General features: G+C 72.6%; 17 protein-coding genes and 1 pseudogene. 8 read left to right on the top strand and 10 right to left on the bottom strand.

The genetic code is table 11. From position 1 onward, the window contains the following. Nucleotides 1-134: 134 nt before the first annotated feature. The 5 genes from ACFYZL_RS13510 to ACFYZL_RS13490 form a co-directional block, all read right to left on the bottom strand. The gene (locus ACFYZL_RS13510; RefSeq protein ID WP_384755066.1) at nt 135-1013 is read right to left on the bottom strand and encodes an acyl-CoA thioesterase; all 879 of its coding nucleotides are present in this window, start codon (nt 1011-1013) and stop codon (nt 135-137) included. A gap of 34 nt (nt 1014-1047) precedes the next feature. Then, a complete protein-coding gene (locus ACFYZL_RS13505; protein ID WP_384755063.1) occupies nt 1048-2205 on the bottom strand; it encodes an acyl-CoA dehydrogenase family protein in 1158 nt (385 codons plus the stop codon). Between the two features lie 117 nt (nt 2206-2322). Continuing rightward, nucleotides 2323-3888: a hypothetical protein gene (locus ACFYZL_RS13500; RefSeq protein ID WP_388678777.1), complete on the bottom strand. Its 1566-nt coding sequence runs from the start codon at nt 3886-3888 to the stop codon at nt 2323-2325. Nucleotides 3889-4037: 149 nt separating this feature from the next. Further along, nucleotides 4038-4547, bottom strand: coding sequence for a hypothetical protein (locus ACFYZL_RS13495; RefSeq protein WP_388678774.1), 510 nt, complete (start codon nt 4545-4547; stop codon nt 4038-4040). A 168-nt stretch (nt 4548-4715) separates the two neighbouring features. Further along, nucleotides 4716-6530 carry a PucR family transcriptional regulator gene (locus tag ACFYZL_RS13490; protein WP_388678771.1) on the bottom strand — a complete coding sequence of 605 codons (1815 nt, stop codon included), beginning with the start codon at nt 6528-6530 and terminating at the stop codon, nt 4716-4718. Between the two features lie 116 nt (nt 6531-6646). Between ACFYZL_RS13490 and speB the strand changes: the two genes are divergently transcribed. The 3 genes from speB to ACFYZL_RS13475 all read left to right on the top strand — a co-directional run bounded on the left by speB (nt 6647) and on the right by ACFYZL_RS13475 (nt 13387). Then, entirely contained in the window at nt 6647-7609 is a 963-nt protein-coding gene (gene speB, locus ACFYZL_RS13485) for an agmatinase (RefSeq protein WP_384755051.1), read from the top strand. 48 nt (nt 7610-7657) lie between these two features. Continuing rightward, nucleotides 7658-9343, top strand: a complete 1686-nt coding sequence (locus ACFYZL_RS13480; protein ID WP_384755049.1) for a thiamine pyrophosphate-binding protein — start codon at nt 7658-7660, stop codon at nt 9341-9343. A 177-nt stretch (nt 9344-9520) separates the two neighbouring features. Beyond that, a complete protein-coding gene (locus ACFYZL_RS13475; RefSeq protein WP_388678767.1) occupies nt 9521-13387 on the top strand; it encodes an ABC transporter ATP-binding protein in 3867 nt (1288 codons plus the stop codon). A 186-nt stretch (nt 13388-13573) separates the two neighbouring features. Here ACFYZL_RS13475 and ACFYZL_RS13470 read toward each other — a convergent pair whose 3' ends face one another. Further along, nucleotides 13574-14131, bottom strand: a complete 558-nt coding sequence (locus ACFYZL_RS13470; RefSeq protein WP_384744907.1) for an EF-hand domain-containing protein — start codon at nt 14129-14131, stop codon at nt 13574-13576. Nucleotides 14132-14439: 308 nt separating this feature from the next. On the opposite strand from ACFYZL_RS13470, the gene ACFYZL_RS13465 reads away from it, so the two are divergent. Both ACFYZL_RS13465 and ACFYZL_RS13460 read left to right on the top strand, forming a co-directional pair. Then, nucleotides 14440-14835: a hypothetical protein gene (locus ACFYZL_RS13465; RefSeq protein WP_388678763.1), complete on the top strand. Its 396-nt coding sequence runs from the start codon at nt 14440-14442 to the stop codon at nt 14833-14835. 84 nt (nt 14836-14919) lie between these two features. Then, complete coding sequence (locus ACFYZL_RS13460; protein WP_384744904.1) at nt 14920-16365, top strand: S28 family serine protease; 1446 nt, start codon at nt 14920-14922, stop codon at nt 16363-16365. Between the two features lie 40 nt (nt 16366-16405). Here ACFYZL_RS13460 and ACFYZL_RS13455 read toward each other — a convergent pair whose 3' ends face one another. Continuing rightward, nucleotides 16406-18184 (bottom strand): glycoside hydrolase family 3 N-terminal domain-containing protein, encoded by a 1779-nt coding sequence (locus tag ACFYZL_RS13455; RefSeq protein WP_388678759.1) that lies wholly within the window; start codon nt 18182-18184, stop codon nt 16406-16408. A gap of 280 nt (nt 18185-18464) precedes the next feature. Then, the gene (locus ACFYZL_RS13450) at nt 18465-19364 is read right to left on the bottom strand and encodes a LysR family transcriptional regulator (RefSeq protein WP_384753828.1); all 900 of its coding nucleotides are present in this window, start codon (nt 19362-19364) and stop codon (nt 18465-18467) included. A gap of 82 nt (nt 19365-19446) precedes the next feature. Here ACFYZL_RS13450 and ACFYZL_RS13445 point away from each other — a divergent pair, with 82 nt between their 5' ends. Next, nucleotides 19447-20397, top strand: a complete 951-nt coding sequence (locus tag ACFYZL_RS13445; RefSeq protein ID WP_384753830.1) for an EamA family transporter — start codon at nt 19447-19449, stop codon at nt 20395-20397. Here ACFYZL_RS13445 and ACFYZL_RS13440 read toward each other — a convergent pair. Then, a pseudogene (locus ACFYZL_RS13440) lies at nt 20303-20800 on the bottom strand (GNAT family N-acetyltransferase); the annotation flags it as partial. The gene ACFYZL_RS13445 and the pseudogene ACFYZL_RS13440 sit on opposite strands and share 95 nt — an antisense overlap. 54 nt (nt 20801-20854) lie before the next feature. Beyond that, nucleotides 20855-21373, bottom strand: a complete 519-nt coding sequence (locus ACFYZL_RS13435; protein WP_388678754.1) for a DUF937 domain-containing protein — start codon at nt 21371-21373, stop codon at nt 20855-20857. Nucleotides 21374-21630: 257 nt separating this feature from the next. Between ACFYZL_RS13435 and ACFYZL_RS13430 the strand changes: the two genes are divergently transcribed. Together ACFYZL_RS13430 and ACFYZL_RS13425 are read left to right on the top strand one after the other, a co-directional pair. Beyond that, a complete protein-coding gene (locus ACFYZL_RS13430; protein WP_384753836.1) occupies nt 21631-23877 on the top strand; it encodes an ATP-dependent RecD-like DNA helicase in 2247 nt (748 codons plus the stop codon). A 182-nt stretch (nt 23878-24059) separates the two neighbouring features. After that, nucleotides 24060-25349 carry a citrate synthase gene (locus ACFYZL_RS13425; protein WP_384753839.1) on the top strand — a complete coding sequence of 430 codons (1290 nt, stop codon included), beginning with the start codon at nt 24060-24062 and terminating at the stop codon, nt 25347-25349. Nucleotides 25350-25507: the final 158 nt, after the last annotated feature.

Genomic DNA, 25507 nt, shown 5'->3' with positions numbered 1-25507 from the left:
ACGGCATCCGCTCCGCACGGGCCGCGAGCCGTCCCCGCGTGCGGTCGCGGACGCACCGCACCGTGGTGCGGCAGGGCGTGGGCCCCCGTGCCGGCCTTCGGGGCTGATGGGCCGTTCGGCGGAACGGCCCCGGGTCAGGCACGCGGAACGCGCACGACGCCTTCCTGGATGACGGTGACGGCGAGGCGCCCGTCCTGGGTCCAGATGCGGGCCTGGCCGAGGCCGCGGCCGGCGGCTGCCGAGGGGGACTCCTGGTCGTACAGCAGCCATTCGTCGGCGCGGAACGGCCGGTGGAACCACATCGCGTGGTCCAGCGAGGCCCCGACCACGTCGCCGACGGCCCAGCCGCCCCGCCCGTGCGCGAGCAGCACCGAGTCGAGCAGGGTCATGTCCGAGACGTACGTGGCCAGGCAGGTGTGCAGCAGCGGATCGTCGCTGTCCAGCTTGTCGGCCGTACGGAACCACACCTGCGTGTGCGGTGCGATGGGTTCGCCGACGCTGCCCCACGGCGGGGTCGTGGCGTACCGCAGGTCCACCGCGCCGCGCGCCGCGATCAGCCGCTCCACCACGCCCGGGTCGCGGAAGACGTCCCGGTACTCGGGCAGGGACTGCTCCGCCGTCGGCAGGGACTCCGGGTCCGGGGCGGCGGGCATCGCGGCCTGGTGGTCGAGGCCCTCCTCGTACGTCTGGAACGACGCCGAGAGGTGGAAGATCGGCTGGCCGTGCTGGACGGCGACCACGCGGCGGGTGGTGAAGGAACGCCCGTCGCGGATCCGGTCCACCGAGTAGACGATGGGCGCGCCCGCGTCCCCGGCGCGCAGGAAGTACGAGTGCAGCGAGTGCGCGGTGCGGTCCGCGGGCACGGTCCGCCCGGCCGCGACCAGTGCCTGGGCCGCGACCTGGCCACCGAAGACGCGCGGTACCAGCGAAGGGCGGCTGGTACCGCGGAAGATGTTCTCCTCGATCTGCTCCAGGTCGAGCAGATCGAGGAGCGTCGTCAGCGACTCGTTCATGGGGGAAGCGTAAGTGCCTTGAGGGATCGAGGACTTACAGGCCCATGGACTTGGCGATGATGGACTTCATGATCTCGCTGGTGCCGCCGTAGATGCGGTTGACGCGGTTGTCGGCGTACAGGCGGGCGATCGGGTACTCGTTCATGTAGCCGTAGCCGCCGTGCAGCTGGAGGCAGCGGTCGATGACGCGGTGGGCGACCTCGGTGCAGAACAGCTTGGCGCTGGCGGCCTCGGCCGGGGTCAGCTCGTGGGCGTCCAGGGCCTCCAGGGCGCGGTCGGCGACGGCCTGGGCCGCGTCCACCTCGGCCTGGCAGGCGGCCAGTTCGAACTTGGTGTTCTGGAAGTGCGAGACCGGCTTGCCGAAGACGGTGCGGTCCGTGACGTACTGCTGGGCGAACCGGACGGCCGCGGCGGCCTGGGCGTACGCGCCGAAGGCGATGCCCCAGCGCTCGGACGCCAGGTTGTGGCCGAGGTAGTAGAAGCCCTTGCCCTCCTCGCCGAGCAGGTCCTCGACCGGCACCTTCACGTCGACGAACGCCAGCTCGGCGGTGTCGGAGGTCTTCAGGCCGAGCTTGTCCAGCTTGCGGCCGATGGAGTAGCCCTCGGACTTGGTGTCCACGGCGAACAGGGAGATGCCGAAGCGGCGGTCCTCGGCCGACGGGGCGGAGGTGCGCGCGCAGACGATCACGCGGTCGGCGTGGACGCCACCGGTGATGAAGGTCTTGGCGCCGTTGAGGACGTAGTGCGTGCCGTCCTCGGAGAGCTTGGCGGTGGTCTTCATGCCCGCGACGTCGGAGCCGGTGCCCGGCTCGGTCATCGCGAGGGCCCACATCTCCTCACCGGTGACGAACTTCGGAAGGAAACGCTTCTTCTGCTCGTCGTCGGCCAGCATCTTGATGTACGGGAGGGCGAGCAGCACGTGCACGCCGGAACCGCCGAAGTTGACGCCCGCGCGGGAGGTCTCTTCGTAGAGGACGGCCTCGAACTTGTGGGTGTCCAGGCCCGCGCCACCGAACTCCTCGGGCACGTTGATGCCGAAGACGCCCAGCTCGCCGAGCTTGTAGTAGAAGTCGCGCGGAGCCTGGCCCGCGGCGAACCACTCGTCGTAGACGGGGACGACCTCGGCCTCGATGAAGGCGCGGATGGTCTCGCGGAACGCCTCGTGGTCCTCGTTGAAAACGGTACGGCGCACAGCCGGCTCCCTTCGGTCGCGGCGGTCCGCCGCTTATGCCTAAGCGCTTGCTCAGATTAAGTTACCGGCGAGTTGTCCTCCGTGTCCAGAGTGCGGTACGCCACTGCGGTGCGGAGGTCAGCCCGGCACGCCGAGCCGGTCCAGCAGCTCGTGGAGGCGGGCGGCCGGCAGGCCCGGGTTGGCCGCGGCGCCCTCGGCCGTCGCCGGGTCCTCCAGGAGCTCCGCGAGGAGCTCGGCGGGGAGCAGCGGGCTCGCGGCGGCGGCCCTGCGCACGAGGGCTTCGGGATCCGAGAGCAGCCGTACGGGCGGCTCGTCCGCCGTGACGTCGGCGGCGGCCAGCGCGCGGACCTCCGGGTCCTCGTGGCCGAGGAGGTGCCCGAGCCCGGTGCGGGGCAGGTTCGGCAGCGCCAGCAGGTGCGGGCGCTGCCAGGGGCGGGCGAGGAAGGCGTCGAGCACCAGCGCGGGCGGGGCGAGGGGGTGGTGAGCGGCCAGCGCGTGCCGCACGTCCGCGGCCGGGTCCTCGGCCAGCAGCGCCGCCGGCTCGGCGGGCAGCAGCCGGTAGGTGGCGGCGATTCGGCGCAGGTCCTCGTGCTCGGAGCGGGCGCAGTCGGTGTACCAGCCGCTCTCCTGCTCCGCGTGGGCGTCGACGAACGCACAGGCGCAGCCGAAGCTGTGGAAGACGGCGTGGTCGAGGACGTCGCGCTGCGCCCAGGTGCGGGGCAGCGGGTGGATCCGTGCGCGCCTGCGGACCTTCTCGTCCGGGTCCTCGGCCAGTTCCTCCAGGAGGGCCGGGCCGATGTCGGCCCGGGCCGCGACGGCCGCGCGGACCTCGGGATCGGGGTCGCGGGCGAGGCGGGCGACGGCGTCTGCGGGGGTGCGGCGGTTGTAGGCCAACTCGTAGAGGTTGCGGCCCTCGGCGAGACAGGCCTCGACCACGGCCCGGGACACGGGGAGGTTCATGAGCAGGTGCTGCCGGTGGTGGCCGTTCTGCTCGGGCAGCTCGGCCGCCAGGGCCTCGGGGTCGAGGTCGCGGGAGGCCCGGTGCGCGGCCTCCTGGGCCGCCTCGCGCACGGTGGGGTCCGGATCGGCCAGGAGGGCCTTCTGTTGTTCGCGGGTCAGCCGGTCCCACCCGCCGGACCGGATCCCGTAGGCCCGCAGCTCGGGGTTCGCGTGCTCGGGCAGCCGGCGGCGGAAGGACAGCGGTATCTGCTGGGAGGCCTCCAGCTCCCAGCAGATCTCGTTCGCGGTGACGTGCGTGTTGAGGGCCGGATCGTTTCGCGCGGTCAGCAGGGCCTCGATGACCTCGTCGGGCAGCGGGCGGATCCGGCCCGACCGGACCCGGGAACCCCCGGCGAGCGAGGCCCGCACCAGAGAGTCCGGGTCGCGCACGAGCCGGCCGCGCTGGGCGGGATCGACGTGGGGATTGCGGGCGAAGGCGCGGCGGACCGCACGCTCGGGGTGGGCGAGTACGGCGTCGACGACGGCAGGCGGGAGGTCGCGCTCTTCGCAGAGGACCGTCCAGACCTCTCGGGCGGCCGGGTCCAGGAGGCGTACGAGGACGTCCGGGGGCGCGGCGGGATGGGCGGCGATGCCGCGCAGCCAGGGCTCGCGGAGCGGCTCGGCGGGCGGATCGGGGAGCGGTTCGGGGAGCGGTTCGGGGCGGCCGGGGCGGTCGGAGGGCATCGGGCCATCCTCGCAGTGGCCGCGAACGGCCGCGAGGGCTTTGTGCCGTGGCCGGGGGCGCACGCGAGGCAGGGCCTCCCGGCGCCGCTCGGAGGGTTCGAAACCCACGAGCGGCCGGGAAGCCCTGCCTTCGGGCCGGTGCCCGGTCGTCAGAACACCACGGTGCCCTCGGGCGGGATCACGATGTCGCCGAGGTCCTTGAAGAGGATGTCGGTGCCGCCCTGCTGGATGTGCAGGACGACGTGGTCGTACTCGACCCGGGTGAGGTTGACGGTCCAGTTCCCGTTGGGGCAGACGTCCCGCGAGGAAGGAGCCTCCGGGATCGGGAGGTTCACGTTGGTGAAGGTGATCTGGCCGTTGCGCGGGTTGAAGTTCCTCGTGGGGCCGACCACGGTGTTGAACTCGGTGCCCTGACCGGGAGCGGTGTTGCCGCCCCGGTTCACGCAGATGTACTCGGCCTGGACGGAATCCGCCGTGAGGAAGGCGGCGGTGGGGCGGTTGCCGAGACCGGCCGCCTTGCCGCTGCACGTGAGGCCCGAGGTGAGCGACTTCGTGCAGGTGATCGCCCCGATGAAGTGTTCGCCCTGGGCGGTGGCCGTCACCGTGCCGGCGGCACTGGCGACGAGGGTGAGGAGCGCGGTCGCGAGGACGCGTCGCATGGAATCTCCGTTTCGGTGGAGGCTGAGACGAGTGCGCGACGGGTCTTTGGACCGCGTCGGCGACTGAGCCATCTCACGTCGGCGGGGGAGTCACACGTGGGTTGAGATGTCCGGCGTACGGATCCCCCCGGTCGGAGTGACACCGGCGGCGGGTCTGCGCACCGCCCCTCACGCCTCCGGGTCCCGGCGCAGGGCGAACCACAACTCCATGCGGGTGTCCGGGTCGTCGAGGTCGCGGTCCAGGAGGGCGGCGCAGCGGGCGATGCGTTGGCGGACGGTGTTGCGGTGGACTCCGAGGGCGGCGGCGGTGCGGTCCCAGCTGCCGTGGTGGGCCAGCCAGGCGCGCAGGGTGGCGCGGAGGGCGGGGCTCAGCGGCGCGAGCAGTGCCTCGGCGTGCGCGCGGGCCTCCGCCTCGCCGACCAGCCCCGCGAATCCGCGGTCCGCGTGGCGGGCGAGCGGGGTGCGGGCGGCCTCGGCGCGCTGGAGTGCGCGCCGGGCCTGGGCGTCGGCCGCCGCCAGGGCCTCCGGGCCGGCCGGGGCGCTCACCCCCAGGCGCCACCCCGGCTGCGGGGTGGGCTCCCGCTCGGTGAGCAGGCGTACGTCGTCCGGGCGCGGGTCCAGCAGTACGGTGCCCAGCGCGGCCGCGAGGGCGTGCGGGTCGGCGGCGCCGCGGGCGTGGACGACGTACCAGGGTCCGGGGGTGAGGGCCTGTGCCGGGTCACCGCCGAGGAGGAGCCCGGTGAGTGCGGCGGCCTCCGAACCGGCCGGGCGGTGCGCGGTGAGCAGGCTCAGCAGCACGACCGCGACGGAGGCGATGGTGTGGTCGCCGGGAGTGCGGGCGGGGGTGGCCAGTACGAGCACGTGTCCGCCGCCGCCGACGGCGTAGGCGGCGAGGTGCGTCCCGCCGAGGGTGTCGGTGGCCGTCGCGACGCCCCCGCGACCGACCCGCTCCGCGAGCGCGGCCAGCGCCCCGAGCGCCTCCGCGCCGGGCTGGAACCCGGCCCCTGTGGATGCCGGTGCCCTGGCCGGGCGGAACCCGGGAACCAGCACGACCCCGCCCCGCTCCCCGACCCCGGTCACGCCCTCCCGGTGACCCCTGCCCACCCCGGCGCCCGCGCCTGTCCCGGTGTCCGCGCCTGTCCCGGTTCCGGCGCCCACGGCCGCCCCACTTCCGGCGTCCGTGCCCGTCCCGGGGCTCGTGGTCGTGTCGGTCCCGGCTCCGGCAGCCGCGTCGGCGCCCTCGTCGGTGTCGGTCTCGGCGCCCGCCCGGGTCCTGGCGCCGGTGCCCTCGCCCGGGTTGGTGCCCGCCCCCCGGCCGGTGCCCGGGCCGGGCCGGGGGGCGGTGGCCGCGCTCGCCGTGGGCGGGCTCGTCGGCTCCGGGGTCAGCAGGGCAGCCCACCCGCCCAGGCTCGCCGTGAGGCGGGACAGGACCGCCGGGACCGGATCGGGGCGGGCGGCGGCGGCCGCCAGGGACTGCTGGGCCTCGGTCACCCGCCGCAGCTCGCGGGTGCGGGCCTGCGCCATCAGCCGCCAGACGGCGCGGGCGACCGCCGTGAACGGGGTCCGCGGAGGCACCTCCAGCAGTGGCAGCCCGTACCGGTCGCAGGCGTCGAGCAGGGCCTGCGGCACGAGCTCGTGCACGGGCGTGACCCCGAATCCGAGCGCCGCCGCCCCGGCCCGCACGAGCCGTTCCACGTACTCGGCGGCATCGACTCCGACAACCCCCGCCCCCGCGAGGCCCGCCAGGTCCGTGCCCGCCGTCAGGAGGAGTTCGCCGCCCAGCAGGTAGGGGGACGGGTCCGCCATTTCCGAGGCGTGGACGCCGTGGACGTCCACCGCGGCGATGCCCCCGCCCCCGCCCCCGCCCGCCAGCAGGCGCAGGCCCAGTTCCTCCGTGCCCAGCAGCGCGGCGAGCCGCACCGGCTCCGTCGGCGGCGTGGGCCGCGTGCCCGATCGCTCCGCATCACCGGGGGACGGCCGCATGGATACTCCGTACAGGTCGAGAAGGTGCAGTGGATAAAACGTACACTTCGCACCCCTTCGACGTCCGCTTACGCTCGAAGGACCGCACACGTCAGGCCAGAGAAAGAGGCACAGCCATGAGCACGCAGCCGCGCGGACCCGTCGACTCCTCCCGCATCCCGCGCTACGCGGGCCCCGCGACCTTCGCCCGGCTGCCCCGCCTCGACGAGGTCGGTTCCGCCGACGTCGCCGTCGTCGGCGTGCCCTTCGACTCGGGTGTCTCCTACCGCCCCGGCGCCCGCTTCGGCGGCAACGCGATCCGCGAGGCCTCGCGCCTCCTGCGTCCGTACAACCCGGCCCAGGACGCCTCCCCCTTCGCCCTCGCGCAGGTCGCCGACGCCGGCGACATCGCCGTGAACCCCTTCAACATCAACGAGGCCGTCGAGACGGTCGAGGCGGCCGCCGACGAGCTGCTCGGCGCCGGTTCCCGCCTGATGACCCTCGGTGGCGACCACACCATCGCGCTGCCCCTGCTGCGCTCCGTCGCCAAGAAGCACGGCCCGGTCGCCCTGCTGCACTTCGACGCGCACCTGGACACCTGGGACACCTACTTCGGCGCCGAGTACACCCACGGCACCCCGTTCCGCCGCGCCGTCGAGGAGGGCATCCTCGACACCGAGGCGCTGTCCCACGTCGGCACCCGCGGTCCGCTCTACGGCAAGCAGGACCTGGACGACGACGCCAAGATGGGCTTCGGCATCGTCACCTCCGCCGACGTCTACCGCCGCGGCGCCGACGAGGTCGCCGACCAGCTGCGCCAGCGCATCGGCGACCGCCCCCTCTACATCTCCATCGACATCGACGTGCTCGACCCGGCCCACGCGCCCGGCACCGGCACCCCCGAGGCCGGCGGCATGACCTCCCGCGAGCTCCTGGAGATCATCCGGGGCCTGTCCTCCTGCAACCTGGTTTCGGCCGACGTCGTCGAGGTCGCCCCGGCGTACGATCACGCGGAGATCACCTCGGTCGCGGCCTCGCACACCGCGTACGAGCTGACCACGATCATGAGCCGCCAGATCGCCGCCTCCAAGGCGAAGTAAGGCGAAGCGGGCGGCCCGAGCAGCACAGCACGAAGGGCACGCACGCACGTGACGCACGACCACGACCTGGTACTCCGTCCCACCGAAGCCCAGACGGCGGCCGCACTCGCGCCGCCGCCCGGGCGGACGGGCGGGGACCTGGTCGTGGAGTCCCTGCGCTCGCTCGGCGCGACCACCGTGTTCGGACTGCCCGGGCAGCACGCCCTCGCCCTCTTCGACGCGGTCGGCCGCTCCGACCTCCGGCTGATCGGGCTCCGTACGGAGAACAACGCGGCCTTCGCGGCCGACGCGTACGGCCGCCTCACCGGGGAGGCAGTCCCGCTGCTCCTGTCGACCGGCCCGGGCGCCCTCATGGCGCTGCCCGCCCTCGCCGAGGCGGCGGCGGCATCGGCCCCCGTCCTCGCGATCTCCTCCCAGGTCCCGACCCCCGGCCTCGGCGGCGGCCGGCGCGGCCACCTGCACGAGCTGCGGGACCAGGCCGCCTCCTTCCGCGACGTGGTGAAGTCGGTCCACACCGCCCGTACCCCCTCCCAGATCCCCTCCGTGATCGCGGAGGCCTGGGAGTCGGCGCTGACCGCCCCGCACGGCCCGGTCTGGGTGGAGATCCCCGAGGACGTGCTGCGCGCGGAGACGTTGATCCCGCAGGTCACCGGTGTCGACGCGACCCCGCACGAAGCGGCCCCGCGCCCGGAGCTCACCGCCCTGGCCGCGCACTGGCTGTCGAAGGCCGAACGCCCGGTGATCATCGCGGGTGGCGGAGTCGTCCGAGCCGACGCCTCCGGCAAGCTCAGGCAGCTGGCGGAACGCCTGAACGCCCCCGTCGTCACCACCTTCGGCGGCAAGGGCGCCTTCCCGTGGACGCACCCGCTGTCGCTCCAGTCCTGGCTGGAGGACCGTCACATGACGGACTTCCTGGAGGACGCCGACGTCCTGCTCGTCGTCGGCTCGGGCCTGGGCGAGCTGTCCTCGAACTACCACACGTTCTTCCCCACCGGCCGGGTCGTCCAGATCGAGGCCGACCTCGGCAAGCTGGAGTCCAACCACCCGGCCCTCGGCATCCACGCCGACGCCCGCCTCGCCCTCCAGGCCCTCCTGGAAACGGTGGAGCCCCGGCCCGACGACGAGGCCGCCGAGCGGGTCCGCGCGCTCCTCGCCGCGGTCGCCGAGCGTCTCGCCCCGCAGGACCTCGCCCTGGAGCAGCGGCTCCTGACCTCGATCCGCGCGGCCCTGCCGCCCCGCTCCCCGTCCTTCTGGGACATGACGATCCTGTCGTACTGGGCCTGGTCCGCCTTCGACGCGAAGCATCCCAACACCATGCACTCGGCCCAGGGCGCGGGCGGCCTCGGCTACGCGTTCCCCGCCGCGCTCGGCGCGTGCGTGGCCGAGCCGGACACCCCCGTCCTCGCGGTCTCGGGCGACGGCGGCGCGATGTACTCGGTCGCCGACCTGGCCACCGCCCGCCAGCACGACCTGGACGTCACCTGGCTGATCGTGGACGACGGCGGCTACGGCATCCTGCGGGAGTACAACACCGCCTCCTTCGAGGGGCGTACGACGGCCACCGAGCTCGCCCGTCCCGACTTCGTGGCCCTGGCGGAGTCCTTCGGCGTCCCGGCCGCCACGACGAGCCCGGAAGCCCTGAAGGACGACCTGAAGAAGTCCCTCACCACCCCCGGGCCCTCGGTGCTGGTGCTCCCGGCCACGCTCCGGATGTTCGCGCCGACGCACCTTTAGGGCCTGTCTTTCGGATCATGCCGGGCCCGGCATGATCCGAGGGCCCCGCACGTTCGGGCGCCCCCGCGGTGCGCCGGAGGCTCTGGGCGTACACGTTCGAATTGTTGCGGCGGGATGAAATCCGCCGGTCGGGGCGTTGGCGCTTCCGGCAGGACAGGACGAACGGGGAGGCCTCACGTGGCGGCGGCAGAGACAGCGGCTGGGGACAAACAGGGGTGGGGCAGGCGGCTGACCGCCTACACCTGGCGCTACAAGGCCAATGTGCTGCTCGCGCTCGGGTCCTCCCTGGCCGGCATGGCCGTCATGGCGCTCGTGCCGCTGGTCACCAAGGTGATCATCGACGACGTCATCGGCGACCGGAGCAAGCCCATGGGGCCCTGGGCCGGGATGCTCATAGGCGCGGCCGTCCTCGTCTACGGCCTCACCTACGTACGCCGGTACTACGGCGGGCGGCTCGCCCTCGACGTGCAGCACGACCTGCGCACCGACATGTACGACACCATCGCCCGCCTCGACGGGCGGCGGCAGGACGAGCTGTCCACCGGTCAGGTCATCGGGCGGGCCACCAGCGACCTGCAGCTGATCCAGGGGCTGCTGTTCATGCTGCCCATGACCATCGGGAACTTCCTGCTCTTCGGGATATCCCTCGGGATCATGCTGGCGCTCTCCCCGCTGCTGACCCTCGTCGCGCTGCTCATGGCCCCCGCGCTCTGGTTCATCGCCAAGCGCAGCCGCAAGAAGCTGTTCCCGGCCACCTGGTGGGCCCAGGGGCAGGCCGCCGCCGTCGCGACCGTCGTCGACGGCGCCGTGACCGGCGTACGCGTGGTCAAGGGCTTCGGGCAGGAACAGCAGGAGAGCGGGAAGCTGCGCGAGGCCGGCCGCAGGCTCTTCGCCGGCCGGATGCGCACCATCCGGTTGAACTCGCGCTACACCCCCGCCCTCCAGGCCGTACCCGCCCTCGGGCAGGTCGCGATGCTCGCCCTCGGCGGCTGGATGGCCACCAACGGACACATCACGCTCGGTACCTTCGTCGCCTTCTCCACCTACCTCGCCCAGCTCGTCGGACCCGTCCGCATGCTCGCCATGGTGCTGACCGTCGGGCAGCAGGCGCGCGCCGGCGTGGAGCGGGTCTTCGAGCTCATCGACACCCAGCCCGTGATCCGCGAGGGCGAGCACGAGCTGCCCGCGGACGCGCCCGCGACCGTGGAGTTCGAGGACGTCCGCTTCGGGTACGACCCCGAGCGCCCCGTCCTCGACGGGTTCTCGCTGACGGTGGCGGAGGGGGAGACCGTCGCCGTCGTCGGCGCCTCCGGAAGCGGGAAGTCGACCGTCTCGCTGCTGCTGCCCCGGTTCTACGATGCCGACCGCGGAGCCGTCCGCGTCGGCGGACACGACGTGCGCGAGCTGACCTACGCCTCCCTGCGCGGGGCGATCGGCCTCGTGCCCGAGGACTCCTTCCTCTTCTCCGACACCATCCGGGCGAACATCGCCTACGGGCACCCGGAGGCCACCGAGGAGCAGATCCGGGCTGCCGCACGCGCCGCACAGGCCGAAGGGTTCATCGAGGCCCTGCCCGCCGGCTACGACACCAAGGTGGGCGAGCAGGGGCTCACGCTCTCCGGCGGCCAACGGCAGCGCATCGCGCTCGCCCGCGCGATCATCACCGACCCCCGGCTGCTGCTCCTCGACGACGCCACCTCCGCCGTCGACGCCCGGGTCGAGCACGAGATCCACGAGGCCCTGCGCTCCGTCATGGCGGGCCGGACCACCCTGCTGATCGCCCACCGCCGCTCGACGCTCGCGCTGGCCGACCGCATAGCCGTACTGGAGCACGGGCGGCTCGCCGACATCGGCACCCACGAGGAGCTGGAGCGCGGCTCCGCGCTGTACCGGCGGCTGCTCACCGACCCCGACGCCCTCGGCGCGGGCTCCCCGCGCACCCCGGACGCCCCCGCCATGGCCGAGTTCGAGCGGGACCTCGAACGGGACCTGGAGATCGAGGCGGAGATCGACTCCGAGCCCGTCAACGCCAAGCGCCGCGTCGTGGACGGGGTGACCCCCGAGCTGTGGCGGCGACAGGAGGAATCCCAGGAGGCCGAGGACGCCAAGGAGGCCGGGATGGCCGGTGCGAAGGCGCCCGCCGCCGGCGCCGGCGCCCCCGGCGCGGGGCACTCCATGGCAGGAGCCGTCGCCGGCATGCCCGCCACCCCCGAACTGCTCGCGCAGGTGGCCGCGCTGCCGCCCGCCGACGACGAGCCCGCCGTGGACGAGGACAGCGCCGCGGCCCCCGAGGAGAGCTACGGCCTGCGCCGTCTGCTCCGCGGCTTCTGGGCGCCGCTCGCCATCAGCCTCGGCCTCGTCGCCCTCGACGCGGGCGCCGGGCTGCTCCTGCCGATCCTGATCCGGCACGGCATCGACAAGGGCGTGGAACAGGCCGCCCTCGGCGCCGTCTGGGTGGCCGCCGGGCTCGCGCTCGCCGTCGTCGTCGCCCAGTGGGCCGCGCAGTTCGCCGAGACCCGGATGACCGGCCGCACCGGCGAGCGCGTCCTGTACTCGCTCCGCGTCAAGATCTTCGCCCAGCTCCAACGCCTCGGCCTCGACTACTACGAGCGCGAACTGACCGGCAAGATCATGACCCGGATGACCACGGACGTGGACTCGCTGTCGAGCTTCCTGCAGACCGGGCTCGTCACTGCGGTCGTCTCCGTGTTCACCTTCTTCGGGATCCTGGTCGCCCTGCTCGTCCTCGACGTCGAGCTGGCGCTGATCGTCTTCGCGACCCTGCCGGTGCTGGTGGTCGGCACGGTCGTCTTCCGCCGCAAGTCCGTGGCCGCGTACGAGCTCGCCCGCGACCGGGTCAGCCTCGTCAACGCCGACCTGCAGGAGTCCGTGTCCGGGCTGCGCATCGTCCAGGCCTTCCGCCGCGAGTACGCGGGCGCCGCCCGGTTCGCCGAGCGCAGCGACTCGTACCGCGAGGCCAGGGTCCGCGGCCAGTGGCTGATATCCGTCTACTTCCCCTTCGTCCAGCTGCTGTCCTCGGGCGCGGCCGCCGCCGTGCTGATCGTGGGCGCGGGCCGGGTCGAGGCCGGGACGCTGACCACCGGCGCGCTCGTCGCGTACCTGCTCTACATCGACCTGTTCTTCGCCCCGGTCCAGCAGCTCTCCCAGGTCTTCGACGGCTACCAGCAGGCGACCGTCTCCCTCGGCCGCATCCAGCAGTTGCTGCGCGAGCCCACCACCACCCCGCACGCCGAGGCACCCCGAGAGGTGTCGGCGCTGCGCGGGGAGATCGCCTTCGAGAACGTCCGCTTCCAGTACGGGACGGCCGAGGAGCGGGGCGAGAAGGGCGAGGCGCTGGCCGGCATCGACCTGCGGATACCCGCCGGGCAGACCGTCGCGTTCGTCGGCGAGACCGGGGCCGGCAAGTCCACGCTGGTCAAGATGGTGGCCCGGTTCTACGACCCCACCTCGGGCCGGGTCACCGCGGACGGCACCGACCTGCGGGAGCTCGACCTGACGGGCTACCGCCACCGGCTGGGCGTCGTCCCCCAGGAGCCGTACCTCTTCCCGGGGACGGTCCGTGACGCCATCGCCTACGGGAAGCCCGACGCGGGCGACGCCGAGGTGGAGGCCGCCGCGCGAGCGGTCGGCGCCCACGACATGATCGCCACGCTCGACGGCGGCTACCTGCACACGGTCGCCGAGCGCGGGCGCAACCTCTCCGCCGGGCAGCGCCAGCTGATCGCGCTGGCCCGCGCCGAGCTCGTCGACCCGGACGTGCTGCTGCTCGACGAGGCCACCGCGGCCCTGGACCTGGCCACCGAGGCCCAGGTCAACCAGGCCACCGACCGCCTCGCGGGCAAGCGCACCACCCTGGTGGTCGCCCACCGGCTGACCACCGCGGCCCGTGCCGACCGGGTGGTGGTCATGGACCGAGGCCGGGTCGTGGAGGACGGCAGCCACGCCGAACTCCTGGCGCGCGGCGGCCGGTACGCCGAGCTGTGGCGCACCTTCGTCGGGGAGGACGAGCGGGCGGCCGCCTAGGGCCTGTCGTCAAACTCCCGTCTGCCCCGCGACGCCTGGCACGCGCTCTCGCCGCACCGGGCGGAAGCCCGAGTACGTCCAGTACGCGGGCTTCCGCCCGGCGCACCGAGAGCACGCACCAGACGCCGCGGGGCCGCCCTCCGGGCGACGAAGGGAGTTCGAGACGGGCCCCTGCCCCCGCACCGATCAGAGTTCGCCGAAGAGCAGGTTGCCCGGGGCGTCCTCGTCGCTGCCCGTGTAGTACTCGCGGACGGCGTCGAGGAGCTCGTCCACGGACAGGAAGCCGTCGTGGTTCTTGTCGATCCTCGCGAACAGGGCCTCCGTGTCGGCGCGTGCCAGCTCGGTGTCGAAGGCGCTCTGGGCCTTGAGGAACTCCTCGGGGCTGATGCGGCCGTCGCCGTCGGTGTCCACGATCGTGAGGATCGCCTCGATCATCGGCCGGAAGGACCGGTCGTAGGCCGCGCCGCCGTCCTTGTACAGCCGGGTCATGCCCAGGGAGTACTCCTCGGGCGTGAGCTTGCCGTCCCGATCCACGTCCAGTTCGGTGAAGAGCTCCTGCCAGAAGTCGACCAGCCCGCCCATCACCGCGTCGGCCTTCGGGGAGGTCGCCGGCTCGCCGAGGGCCGACAGCAGCCGGGAGCCGAGCGCGATGATGTCGTGCTCGTCGATCACGCCGCTGTCGTCGGCGTCCAGGTGCGTGAAGGCGCGCTCCAGCTTGCGGTCGAGCAGGTCGGTCGTCGTCATGTCATGGCCTTTCGTGGCTACGTCGTGCGGTCGATCGGCCACCCAGCGTAGTGTCGGGCTCGATGGGGCCGTCCCGTTCCGCCGTCGGGACGTCGCGCATGCACTCGTACGAGGTAGGGGTCGCCGGCGTCGGTCGTCGACCGCGCGGCCCGTGCGATGTGAACCCCACGTGAACGCGGCGGCCGGAGCCGTTGCCCACCGCAACCTTCCCGGGGGTCCGGGTGTCGTACGTGCGTGCGCACGTTGCACGTACGAGCGATGGGGGACGGGATGCTCAAGGGGAGGCGGGGGCGCGGCCGGGGGGGGCCGTGTCCCTCGGGGTGTTCACGGCGGCGCTGTGGCTCAGTGTCGGCGGGCTGTTCACGGGGACGGCCGCACACGCCGCCCAGGCCGGGACCGGGGCGTGGGCCGGGCTCTGCGAGGGCCGTCTCGTGCGGACCGTGCCGTTCGAGACGGGCGAGGTGCGCGTGTACAAGACCCGTACGCAGGCCTGCGCGCTGGCCGTGGCGCGGATCCCGGGGGAGCGGCGGGAGATGGCGGTGAGCATCCAGCCGCGCGGCGGAGCCCCCGTACGCGATGCGGGGCGGTTCACCCGCTACGCCGGGCCCGTCACGGTCGGCGCGATCAACCGGTGCGTGCACGTGAAGGGCTCCGTGGGGGCCGGATCGACCGGCTCGGCCGGCTCCGGCTGGATCCTGTGCTGAGGGAGCGACCCAACTTGGTCTGGTCAGCGGCGCGTTGACCCCGCTAGGTTCACGGCGACCGAAGTGAACTCAAGGGGAGGGTGAATGCGCAAGACGCTCGGATGGCTGCTGTCGCTCGTGGTGCTGATCGGCACCATGGGCGCGGCCGGCTTCACGGCACAAGCGGCCACAGCCGCGGAGCCGGCCGCCGCCGCGGACATCAAGGACAGGATCCTCGGCATTCCCGGGATGAGCCTGATCGAGGAGAAGCCGTACCCCGGCTACCGCTTCTTCGTACTGAACTACGAGCAGCCGGTCGACCACCGGCAGCCGTGGAAGGGCACCTTCAAGCAGCGCCTGACCCTGCTGCACAAGGACGTGTCGCGCCCGACGGTCTTCTACACCTCGGGTTACAACGTCAACACCAGCCCGCGCCGCAGCGAGCCGACGACCATCGTCGACGGCAACCAGGTGTCGCTGGAGTATCGATTCTTCACGCCCTCGCGGCCCGACCCGGCCAACTGGGACGACCTGACCATCTGGCAGGCCGCCAGCGACCAGCACCGCCTCTTCACCGCCCTGAAGAAGATCTACACGAAGAACTGGCTGGCCACGGGCGGCAGCAAGGGCGGCATGACGGCGACGTACTTCGAGCGCTTCTACCCGCGCGACATGGACGGTGTCGTCGCGTACGTCGCGCCCAACGACGTCGTCAACAAGGAGGACTCGGCCTACGACCGGTTCTTCGCGGGCGTCGGCACCAAGGAGTGCCGCGACAAGCTGAACGCGGTGCAGCGCGAGGCGCTCGTACGCCGTGAGCCGCTGGAGGCCAAGTACGCGGCCGCCGCCGCCGAGAACGGCTGGACCTTCAACACCGTCGGCAACCTCGACAAGGCCTACGAGGCCGTCGTGCTCGACTACGTGTGGGCCTTCTGGCAGTACAGCCTGCTCGCCGACTGCGCCACGATCCCCAACGCCGCCACCGCGAGCGACCAGGAGATCTGGGACACGGTCGACACGATCTCCGGTTTCTCCGCCTACGCGGACCAGGGCCTGGAGACCTACACGCCGTACTACTACCAGGCGGGCACCCAGCTCGGTTCCCCGGACATCAAGCAGCCGCACCTGGCCGGCCTGAGCCGCTACGGCTACCAGCCGCCGCGCAACTTCGTGCCCCGCGACATCCCGATGACCTTCCAGCCGTCGGCCATGCGGGACGTGGACAACTGGGTCCGCAAGAACGCGAACCAGATGCTGTTCGTGTACGGGCAGAACGACCCGTGGGGGTCCGAGCCGTTCCACCTCGGCTACGGGGTGCGCGACAGCTACGTCATGATCGCGCCGGGCGCCAACCACGGGGCCAACGTCGCCAAGCTCCTCGACGGCGAGAAGGCGCTGGCCACCGCGAAGATCCAGCAGTGGGCCGGAGTGGCTCCGGCCGCCGCGCCCTCCCTCGCGGGCGGCGCGGCGTCGGCGGCGCAGCCGTTGGCGGCGCCGGACGCGGTCCTGGACCAGCCGGAATCGCGACGGGACCAGCAGCTGCGCCCGTAGGCCCCCTGCGTCCGCAGCCATGGCCGCGGCCTGACGTCCTTCAGTACGTCAGGCCGTGGCCCAGCGGGTAGCGGCCCGGCACCGGGACGGGGAGCCGGCCCGAGGGCCGTACCGCCCCGGTGAGCACCCGGGCCGCCGCCCGCATCTCCACGTCCGTCCAGGAGTACGTCGCCAGCTCGGCGGCGCAGGCGGGCAGCCGGGCCGGGTCGTACGGATTGCGGACCGCCAGCAGCACCACCGGCACCCCGGTGGCCACGAGGTCCGCGACCAGCGCCCGCTGGGGGCTCTCTCCTTCCGGGACGTTGTACGTGCACACGAGCACCGCCGCCTGACCGGCGGCGGCGGCCACCGCGCGGGCGGGCGGCGCCGCCGTCGCCCGGCAGCCCAGGGCGGTCAGTTCCCGCGCCAGAACGGCCGTGGTGGGTCCGGTCGTGCCCGTGGGGGAGACCGGGTCCGTGCCCGTGACGAGCAGCCGCGGCGCCTCGTCCGCGTCGAAGGGCAGCAGGCCTGTCGGGTTCGCCAGCAGGGTCGTCGTGGCGGCCGCGATCCCGTCGGCGGCGGAGAGGTGATCGGGGACCCCGACGACGGCGTCCACCCCTGCCTCCGAGGGAAGCGCCCCGAACAGGCCCCGTCGGGCCTTCAGTTCCAGGATCCGCAGCACCGACTCGTCGATGCGCGCCTCGCTCAGCTCCCCCGACTCCACCGCCGCCAGCACGCTCCGGTACGCGAGCGGCAGGTCCGGCGGGTTCAGCAGCTGGTCGCAGCCGGCCAGCAGGGCCAGCACCGGAACGCGTTCGTCCCCGTACTTCTGGCGGACCCCCGCCATGTCCAGGGCGTCGGTCACCACCACGCCCCGGAAGCCCAGGCGTTCGCGCAGGATGCCGGTGACGATGGGCCGGGAGAGGGTCGCCGGGTCGCCCGAGGGGTCGAGCGCCAGGAAGACGATGTGGGCCGTCATGACCGCGTCCACGCCCGCCCGTACCGCGGCCCGGAACGGCGGCTCGTCCAGCTCCTCCCACTGCGCGCGGCTGTGCCGTATCACCGGCAGGCCGAGGTGGCTGTCCGTCTCGGTGTCCCCGTGGCCGGGGAAGTGCTTGGCGGTGGCGGCCACGCCCGCGCCCTGGTACCCGCCGACCTGGGCGGCGACCAGGGCCGCCACGGCCTGCGGGTCCGACCCGAAGGACCGTACGCCGATCACCGGGTTGGCCGGGTTCACGTTCACGTCCGCGACCGGGGCGTAGTCCTGGCGGATGCCCATGGCCGCGAGTTCGGCGCCGGCGATACGGGCCGCGCGTTCGGCGTCGGCGGTGGAGCCGGCCGCGCCGAGGGCCATCGCGCCCGGGAGGAGGGTCGCGGGCTTGCCGATGCGGGCGATGATGCCGTGCTCCTGGTCGGTGGAGAGCAGGAGCGGGATCCGGGGGCCGGTGGCGAGGGCGGCCTCCTGGAGACCGGCCGAGAGAGCGGCGATCTGGTGCGGGGTGCGGGTGTTGTGGGCCCAGGCGAAGTAGATGATCCCGCCGAGGTGGTAGCGGGCCACCAGCTCGGCGGCGGTCCGGACGCCGAACAGGGCCAGGTTCTGCTCGGCGTCGGCGGGGTCGGGGTCGGTGGCCGAGTGCCCGTACGCCCGTGAGACGAACAGCTGCCCTACCTTCTCCGCGAGGCTCATCCCGTCGAGGAGGCGGCGAGGGGCCCTCGCGGGCGCGGGCGGGCGGGAGGCGGCCGGGGCGGCCCCGAGGGCGGCGGAGCCGCCACCGGCCGCCGTGACGGCGGCCATGGCGGCCGCGGCGAGCAGGTTCCGACGCGAGGCGAGGTACGACACGGGCCGGACCCTACTCCCGCCCTCCCACCCCACCCGAGCGCGTCCCCGGCGTGTCGCGCTCCGCCCCTGCCCGCCGTCCACCGCCCGTCACCCCAACGGCGCTCCGCGCCCGCGCCTCAAACGCCGGCAGGGGCAAATCCAGCCCCGCCGGCGTGTGAGGCGCGGGGTCTGGGGCGGAGCCCCAGGGAACGGAGGAAGGGCGGGTAGGGGACACGCTCCGCGCGGCGGCACCCCGCCGGCGTGGGGGCGCCGCACCACCACCGTCCCCGGAGGGAAAGAGTCAGGCCGGGGGCCAGTGGGAGCGGAGGGTGCGGACGGCTTCCGTGATGGCCGGGCGGCGGGCCGCGCCGGTGCGCCAGAGGGCGTACAGACGGCGCACCGGCCCCGGTTCGAGAGGCACCGCCACGGCGCCCGGCGGCAGCGGCCCGGTCCCCAGCCGCGGCACCACGGCCACGCCGAGCCCGGCCGCGACCAGCGCGACGATGGTGTGGTTCTCCTCGGCCACGTGCGCGATCTCCGGCTCGAAACCCGCGGTGCGAAGGGTCCGGACCAGCCAGTCGTGGCAGACCCGGCCCGGTGGCTGGCAGATCCACCGTTCGCCGCCGAGGTCGCCCCGGCGGATCGTGGAGCGCGCGGTGAAGGGGTGGCCGACCGGGACGATCAGGTCGCAGGGGTCGTCGCCGATGACCGCCTGGTCGATGCCCTCGGGGGCGGGGAGGGGCGCGATGTCCCAGTCGTGGGCGACCGCCAGGTCGGTGACGCCGCGCGCCACCAGGTCCACCGACAGGTGCGGGTCGACCTCGGTGAGGCGGACGTCCAGGGCGGGATGGCGGCTCGCCAGATCGGCCAGTACGGCAGGCAGCAGCCCACGTGCCGCCGAGGCGAAGGCGGCCACCGTCAGCAGCCCGCTCGGCAGGCCCCGGCGTTCCTCCAGGGTGGTTTCGGCGCGTTCCACGATGGCCAGCAATTCCTGGGCGGTGGCGGCCAGGTGCCGGGCCTCCTCGGTGAGCGCGACCCCGCGGCCGCGCCGTTCCAGGAGGGTGGTGCGGGTCTCCCGCTCCAGCTTCGCGATCTGCTGGGAGACGGCGGAGGGGGTGTAGCCGAGGGCGGCCGCCGCGCCCGCGACGGAGCCGTGGACGGAGACGGCGTGCAGGGCGCGCAGCCGGGCCAGATCGAGCATGGGTCAATCGTAAGCGTTGCTTCATCCATCGCGGAAGTGATTCGCGCTGGTGCTACACGGTCGGGTGGGTGAAGGTTTTGGCATGCGTCCCGTACACACCGCAATCGCCGTGCTCGTCGCCGCCGTCTGGGGCTTCAACTTCGTCGTCATAGAGATCGGGTTGGGGCATTTCCCGCCCCTGTTGTTGTCCGCCCTGCGATTCCTCGTCGCGGCCCTGCCGGCCGTGTTCTTCGTCGGGCCGCCCAAGGTCGCCTGGAAGTGGGTCATCGGGGTCGGGCTGGCGCTGGGGGTCGCCAAGTTCGGTCTGCTCTTCACCGGCATGGCCTCCGGGATGCCCGCCGGTCTGAGCTCGCTCGTGCTGCAGATCCAGGCCGTCTTCACCGCCGTCATCGCCGCCGTCGTCCTGGGCGAACGGCCGGGCCGGGTACGGGTGTTCGGTATGGGGGTGGCGCTCGCCGGGATCGTGGTGGCCGCCGTGGACGGGGGCACCGGCGGGCCCGTGTTCGGGTTCGTCCTGGTCGTGGCGGCGGCCGTGTGCTGGGGCGTCTCCAATGTGCTGACCCGCCGTGCCGCGCCGCCCGACGCGCTGAACTTCATGGTCTGGGTGTGCACGGTGCCGGTGCTGCCGCTGTTCGCGCTGTCGCTGCTGTTCGAGGGGCCCGAGCGGGACCTGGCCGCGCTGCGCGGGCTGGACTGGTCCGGGGTGGGCGTCATCGGGTACGTGGCCTGGGTGTCGACCGTGTTCGGGTTCGGGGCCTGGGGGTACCTGCTGCGCCGCTACCCGGCCTCGGCGGTCGCGCCGTTCTCGCTGCTGGTGCCGGTGTTCGGGATGTCCTCGGCCGCCCTGGTGCTGGGGGAGTCCGTATCGGGCCTGCGGTGGGTGGCGGCGGTGCTGCTGGTGGGCGGGGTCGCGCTGACCTCACTGGCCCCCGCGCGGCTCAGTGGGGGCGGCTCTCCTGCAGCGGGAGCCGCCAGTCCTGACCCGTCAGACTCACTCCGTACGAGCGGTGCGGGCGCTCCGCGATCAGCGTGAATCCCGCCCGCAGGTAGAGCGCCCGGGCGTCGTCGAGCACGTCGTTGGTCCACAGGACGAGTTCGCGGTAGCCGACCGAGCGGGCGAAGTCGATCACCGCGGAGACCAGGTCCGTGCCGATGCCGCGGCCGCGTCCCTCCGGGTCGACGAGGAGGAGCCGCAGCCGGGCGGTGCCGGGGGTGCTCTCCTCCCGTACGCACATCACGGAGCCGACGGGGCGGCCGTCCAGTTCGGCGATCCACACCCGCTCCAGGTAGGGGTCGTGGTCCTGGGCGAAGTCGGCGACGATCCGGGCCACCATGCCCTCGAATTCGCTGTTCCAGCCGTACTCGGCCGCGTACAGCGCGCCGTGGCGCTGCACGATCCAGCCCAGCTCTCCCGGTTCGGGGCTTCGCAGCCGCACGTTGTCAGCCATGGGCCCGATTTTATGGCCGCGGGCCGCCGAACGGGTGGGTTCCTATTTCTTGCCGCCGCCCAGGATCTGGCCCAGGAGGTCGCCGAGCCCGCCTTCCGAGGGGGCTGCCGCCGGGGCTGCCCCGGGGGCGCCCGCGCCCGCCTTGCCGGCGGCGGCGCGCTTGGCGAAGACGGCCAGCAGGACCGGGATCAGCATCTCGATGACCCGGGACACGGTGGGGGCGGGGATGCCGGTCTTCTTCGAGACGGCATTGGCCACGGGTTTGCTCGCCTTGGCCAGGACTCCGGCCATCATTCCGCCACTGAGCAGGCCGCCGAGGCCGCCGCCGAGCGTGGCCACGCCCTGGAGCGGGGGCTCGGCCACCTCCGCGAAGGCCTGGCGGACCTCGTCGCCGTCGTCGGACCCGGCCTTCTGCTGCAGGTCGCCCGTCATCGCGCCGACGGTGGTGGCGACGGTCTCCCGCGCGCCGTCGGTGTCGGTGCCGAGGAGCGAGGCGATCTCGCTCAGCCTTTCGTCGCCGAGTTCGCCCAGCACGTCGTCCTGGAATGAAGATTCGCTCATGGCCGGAACGCTACTTGCGTGGGGGTTTGGCGGCATCTTGGGTAATGGATTTGCAAAGGTCGGCATCCTGATGCAACCACCGGGGTGTGCTGCGGGTCGTACGTTGCGTCTGGGCTTCCGGGGAGGGATCTGGGGGGATCGGGAAGTCCGACGCGGGAGGGGTAACCGTGAGGGGGTCCGGCCGGAAGGCGGGACCCCCTTCGCGCTGTTGTCCACAGGCCTGACGCACTGTCGGCGCCGAAGGGTAGCTTCGGGGCATGGCAATGGACGGGGTCGTGCAACTGGCGGTGGTCGAGGGGGTGCTCGAGCGCATCACCTACGCCAACGAGGAGAACGGGTACACGGTCGCCCGGGTCGACACCGGCCGCGGCTCCGGAGACCTGCTCACCGTCGTCGGTTCGCTGCTGGGCGCGCAGCCGGGCGAATCGCTGCGCATGGAGGGGCGCTGGGGCTCCCACCCGCAGTACGGCAAGCAGTTCACCGTCGAGAACTACAAGACGGTGCTCCCGGCGACCATCCAGGGCATCCGCCGCTATCTGGGCTCGGGTCTGATCAAGGGCATCGGGCCGAAGATCGCCGACCGGATCGTGGAGCACTTCGGCACCGACACCCTCGACGTCATCGAGGAGGAGCCGAAGCGGCTGATCGAGGTGCCCGGACTCGGCCCCAAGCGCACGAAGCTGATCGGCGCCGCCTGGGAGGAGCAGAAGGCCATCAAGGAGGTCATGGTCTTCCTCCAGGGGGTCGGCGTCTCCACCTCCATCGCGGTGCGCATCTACAAGAAGTACGCCGACGCCTCCATCTCCGTGGTGAAGAACCAGCCGTACCGGCTCGCCGCCGATGTGTGGGGCATCGGTTTCCTCACCGCCGACCGCATCGCCCAGGCGGTCGGCATCCCGCACGACAGCCCCGAGCGGGTCAAGGCCGGGCTGCAGTACGCGCTGTCCCAGTCCACCGACCAGGGGCACTGCTTCCTCCCCGAGGACCGGCTCATCGCGGACGGGGTCAAGCTGCTCCAGGTGGACACGGGGCTGGTGATCGACTGCCTGGCTGAGCTCGCGGCCGATCCGGAGGGGGTCGTACGGGAATCCGTACCGGATCCGCAGGGCGGGCCCGATCCGCTGACCGCCGTGTACCTGGTGCCCTTCCATCGGGCCGAGCTGTCGCTGGTCGGGCAGGTGCGCCGGCTCCTGCACGCCGAGGACGACCGGATGCCGGCCTTCCAGGACGTGGACTGGGACAAGGCGCTGGGCTGGCTCGCCGGGCGGACCGGGGCCGACCTCGCGCCCGAGCAGCGGGACGCGGTCAAGCTGGCGCTGACCCGGCGGGTCGCGGTGCTCACGGGCGGGCCGGGCTGCGGGAAGTCCTTCACCGTGCGCTCGATCGTGGAGCTGGCGCGCGCCAAGAAGGCCAAGGTGGTGCTGGCCGCGCCCACCGGCCGCGCGGCCAAGCGGCTGGCCGAGCTCACCGGGGCGGAGGCCTCCACGGTGCACCGGCTGCTGGAACTCAAGCCGGGCGGGGACGCCGCCTACGACCGGGACCGGCCGCTGGACGCGGACCTGGTCGTGGTGGACGAGGCCTCGATGCTCGACCTCCTGCTGGCCAACAAGCTGGTCAAGGCGGTGGCGCCGGGTGCGCACCTGCTGCTGGTGGGGGATGTGGACCAGCTGCCGTCCGTCGGCGCCGGAGAGGTGCTGCGGGACCTGCTGGCCGAGGGCGGCCCGGTGCCCGCGGTGCGGCTCACCCGGATCTTCCGCCAGGCCCAGCAGTCGGGAGTGGTCACCAACGCCCACCGGATCAACACCGGCGTGCCGCCGCTCACCGACGGGCTGCCGGACTTCTTCCTCTTCCCCGAGGAGGACACCGAGGCGGCGGGCGTGCTCGCCGTGGACGTGGCGGCACGGAGGATTCCGGCCAGATTCGGGCTCGACCCGCGGCGGGACGTCCAGGTCCTCGCCCCCATGCACCGGGGCCCGGCCGGCGCCGGGAACCTCAACGGCCTGCTCCAGCAGGCCATGACACCGGCCCGACCGAACCTGCCCGAGAAGCGGTTCGGCGGCCGGGTCTTCCGCGTGGGCGACAAGGTCACCCAGATCCGCAACAACTACGACAAGGGCGCTAACGGGGTCTTCAACGGCACGGTCGGCGTCGTGATCGGCCTGGACCTCGACGAACAGCGCCTGACGGTGCGGACGGAGGAGGACGAGGAGATCGGGTACGAGTTCGCGGAACTCGACGAGCTCGCCCACGCCTACGCCGTCACCATCCACCGCTCGCAGGGGAGTGAATATCCGGCGGTGGTGATCCCGGTCACCACCGGCGCCTGGATGATGCTCCAGCGGAACCTGCTCTACACGGCGGTCACCAGGGCGAAGAAACTGGTCGTCCTCGTCGGGTCCCGCAAGGCCCTCGCCCAGGCGGTGCGTACCGTTTCCGCAGGCAGGAGGTACACGTCGGTGGCGTCGAGGCTGTCCGGCCGGATACCGGTGGGAAACATCACCTAGATGATCGATCATTTGGGGTTCCGCCACTGGTGCGGAGGGTGCAGGATGAGCAGCTTGACGGCACTGAGTGCCGTCCAAAGCACCAAAGGCCGACCCCGAGTGCACTCTCCTGCGCCAAATGGGGGAAGGTAGAGGCAGTCAGGGCACCTCGAAGAAGAGGCACTACGTCGGTGAGGGATGACGTGAGCGACAACTCTGTAGTACTCCGGTACGCGGACGGTGAATACACCTACCCGGTGGTCGAGAGCACCGTCGGCGACCAGGGCTTCGACATCTCGAAGCTGCGGGCCCAGACCGGGCTCGTCACCTTGGACAGCGGCTACGGCAACACCGCGGCCTACAAGTCCGGGATTACCTACCTCGACGGTGAGCAGGGCATCCTGCGCTACCGCGGCTACCCGATCGAGCAGCTGGCCGAGCGCTCGTCCTTCATCGAGGTCGCCTACCTGCTGATCAACGGTGAGCTGCCGACCGTCGACCAGCTCGCGTCGTTCCGCAACGAGATCACCCAGCACACGCTGCTGCACGAGGACGTCAAGCGCTTCTACGACGGCTTCCCGCGTGACGCGCACCCGATGGCGATGCTGTCCTCCGTCGTCAGCGCGCTGTCGACCTTCTACCAGGACAGCCACAACCCGTTCGACGAGAAGCAGCGCCACCTCTCGACGATCCGGCTGCTGGCCAAGCTCCCGACGATCGCGGCGTACGCGTACAAGAAGTCGGTCGGCCACCCGGTGGTCTACCCGCGCAACGACCTCGGCTACGTCGAGAACTTCCTGCGCATGACCTTCTCCGTGCCGGCCCAGGAGTACGACCTGGACCCGGTCGTGGTCTCCGCGCTCGACAAGCTGCTCATCCTGCACGCGGACCACGAGCAGAACTGCTCGACCTCCACCGTGCGCCTGGTCGGTTCCTCGCAGGCGAACATGTTCGCCTCGATCTCGGCCGGCATCTCGGCGCTGTGGGGCCCGCTGCACGGCGGCGCCAACCAGTCGGTGCTGGAGATGCTGGAAGGCATCAAGAACGACGGCGGCGACGTCGACGCCTTCATCCGCAAGGTGAAGAACAAGGAAGACGGCGTCCGCCTCATGGGCTTCGGACACCGCGTCTACAAGAGCTTCGACCCCCGGGCGAAGATCATCAAGGCGGCGGCGCACGACGTCCTCTCCTCGCTCGGCAAGAGCGACGAGCTGCTCGACATCGCGCTGAAGCTGGAAGAGCACGCGCTGGCCGACGAGTACTTCGTCTCGCGCAACCTCTACCCGAACGTGGACTTCTACACCGGTCTGATCTACCGGGCCATGGGCTTCCCGACCGAGATGTTCACCGTGCTCTTCGCGCTCGGTCGACTGCCCGGTTGGATCGCCCAGTGGCAGGAAATGATCAAGGAGCCGGGTTCCCGCATCGGTCGCCCGCGCCAGATCTACACCGGCGAGGTCCTGCGCGACTTCGTGCCGGTCGAGGCCCGCTGACCCGAGGCCCTCGACGCCCGCAAGGGCCGCCAGGCACACGAAAAGCGCCCCGCCGTCGATCCCCCCACGGGTCGACGGTCGGGGCGCTTTCCTTTTCCCCGGTACGGATTCCCCCCACGGGACCCGAGCCGGGGCGTCTGTGGTGCCGGGACCCGTTC

It is taken from the genome of Streptomyces sp. NPDC001717 (assembly GCF_042892775.1).
Lineage (GTDB): Bacteria > Actinomycetota > Actinomycetes > Streptomycetales > Streptomycetaceae > Streptomyces.
This window is presented reverse-complemented; position numbering and strand designations above follow the sequence as displayed.

Bases quoted from the DNA above. Each gene is read 5' to 3' on its own strand.
- ACFYZL_RS13510 (WP_384755066.1), bottom strand. From the start codon at position 1,013: ATGAACGAGTCGCTGACGACGCTCCTCGATCTGCTCGACCTGGAGCAG.
- ACFYZL_RS13500 (WP_388678777.1), bottom strand. From the start codon at position 3,888: ATGCCCTCCGACCGCCCCGGCCGCCCCGAACCGCTCCCCGAACCGCTC.
- ACFYZL_RS13495 (WP_388678774.1), bottom strand. From the start codon at position 4,547: ATGCGACGCGTCCTCGCGACCGCGCTCCTCACCCTCGTCGCCAGTGCC.
- ACFYZL_RS13490 (WP_388678771.1), bottom strand. From the start codon at position 6,530: ATGCGGCCGTCCCCCGGTGATGCGGAGCGATCGGGCACGCGGCCCACG.
- speB (WP_384755051.1), top strand. From the start codon at position 6,647: ATGAGCACGCAGCCGCGCGGACCCGTCGACTCCTCCCGCATCCCGCGC.
- ACFYZL_RS13470 (WP_384744907.1), bottom strand. From the start codon at position 14,131: ATGACGACGACCGACCTGCTCGACCGCAAGCTGGAGCGCGCCTTCACG.
- ACFYZL_RS13460 (WP_384744904.1), top strand. From the start codon at position 14,920: ATGCGCAAGACGCTCGGATGGCTGCTGTCGCTCGTGGTGCTGATCGGC.
- ACFYZL_RS13450 (WP_384753828.1), bottom strand. From the start codon at position 19,364: ATGCTCGATCTGGCCCGGCTGCGCGCCCTGCACGCCGTCTCCGTCCAC.
- ACFYZL_RS13445 (WP_384753830.1), top strand. From the start codon at position 19,447: ATGCGTCCCGTACACACCGCAATCGCCGTGCTCGTCGCCGCCGTCTGG.
- ACFYZL_RS13435 (WP_388678754.1), bottom strand. From the start codon at position 21,373: ATGAGCGAATCTTCATTCCAGGACGACGTGCTGGGCGAACTCGGCGAC.
- ACFYZL_RS13430 (WP_384753836.1), top strand. From the start codon at position 21,631: ATGGCAATGGACGGGGTCGTGCAACTGGCGGTGGTCGAGGGGGTGCTC.